The organism is Streptomyces sp. NPDC003691 (assembly GCF_053981115.1).
The window spans coordinates 1-1515 of the sequence record NZ_JBSFNQ010000226.1; the positions used below are offsets into that span (position 1 = coordinate 1).

Consider the following 1515-nt stretch of genomic DNA (forward strand, 5'->3'; position numbering starts at 1 on the left):
GCGATCGGCCCGTAGCCGAGCTGCTGGTGCACGGTGCTCAAGCGGGTCAGGTAGTCGTTTGCCGACCAGCCCCGGCAGTGCAACAGGTAGGCCAGTGGATGCCCGTCGATGCTCACCTCCCCATGGTGCCCGGCGAATGACCCGCCCGGGGCGGGCTGCTGCAGGTTCCGGCCCGGATGGGCACACGTGGTAACAGGCTGGGCGTATGCGCCCTCTCTTCAAGCCTGCCCCGCCGTGGCGATGGTGGCACGCAAGGAAGACGCAAGGGGGCCGGGCCTGTCATCCCGAGTCCGGTGTCAGTGGCGAGGGCAGCCGCTGCCGTAGCCTCGGACGCTTGTCGCCAGCAGTTCTGCCAGCCCGTCCCGGCCAGGACAGTCGGCGGGCAGTGACCAGTACAGCGCCGACGCCCGAGTCCGGGTGAGCCCTGTTCGGTAGGAGACGGGCAGACCGCTGTACGCGCGGGCGGCGATCCGGGCGGCCTCCTCCTGGTCGCCGTCGTGTGCCCGGCACATGGCCTCGTCGATGGTGACCAGCGCCCGCGTCATCACCGACGGGGACCGCGTCAGCCGCAGCGCCTCCGTCTGCGCCTCATAAGCCCGCCGGGTCTCCCCGAGATGCGTCAGCGCCTGCGACAGATGGACATGGTGTTTCTGCAGGGGGTAGCCGAACCAGGTGTCCGCCTGCTGCTGTGCGTTGAGACGGGCGGCTGTTCTCTCGGCTTGCGCGACGGCGCCGAGGGCGCTGGCGCGGTCGCCGCTCATTGCGTGCGCGCGGGCCGCGACCGCTGCCGCGAGTGCTCCGGCGGGACTGGGGCCATCACCCGCGATCTGCCGGGCACGGTCGGCGAGACCGGCCGCCGCGGCCGGAGCGCCGAAATTCAACGGGACCATCGCCTCCCGGGCGAGCACCCAGGCATGCAGACCGCGGTCGCCCGAGCGCTCGGCCGCCCGGGCGGCGGTGGCGCTCCACCGGTGGGATTCCCGGTGCCGGCCGAGATCGTGGAGCACCACGGCGACCATTCCGGCCATCCGGCCGGTCACCTGCGCGAGGACGGTACGGTTCCGGTCGGTGCTGGGCCCGGCCAGTAGCGGCCGCAGCTCCTTGAACTCGGCGAGCAGATCGGTGAGGACATCGGCCGGAGCCCGGCCGTGATAGCCGTGGCCGTAGCGTTCGGCGGTGGCTTCCCAGTGGTCGAGTCCGATCGCACGGTCATGGGCGGTCAGTGCCGCGTCGATATCGTTTCGGGTGGTCGTGAGTGCGGCGGCGAGCCCGGGACCTGCCAGTCCGGCCACGAGCGCGCCGCGCAGGACGTTGCGGCGCTTCATTGGATCGTCTTCCTCCTCGGTGGGAGTTACGGACGGCGCCCCGACCCCGGCCTCAAGCGGTCTGCGCCAGGAAGTCCCGGACGACGGGCACCGTCGCGTGGGCGGTCAGCCGGGTGCGGAGGTCGGTGAGGCCGGCCGTGCCGCGGGCGGAGGAGACGCCGCCCAGGTAGTCGACGGCACGGCGGGCGGT

Annotated in this window: 1 protein-coding gene; it reads right to left on the minus strand. The window is 72.3% G+C overall.

The genetic code is table 11. The annotated features are described in order from the left end of the window. Nucleotides 1-296 precede the first annotated feature (296 nt). Nucleotides 297-1325 (minus strand): hypothetical protein, encoded by a 1029-nt coding sequence (locus ACWDR0_RS34875; protein WP_456355848.1) that lies wholly within the window; start codon nt 1323-1325, stop codon nt 297-299. Nucleotides 1326-1515 lie beyond the last annotated feature (190 nt).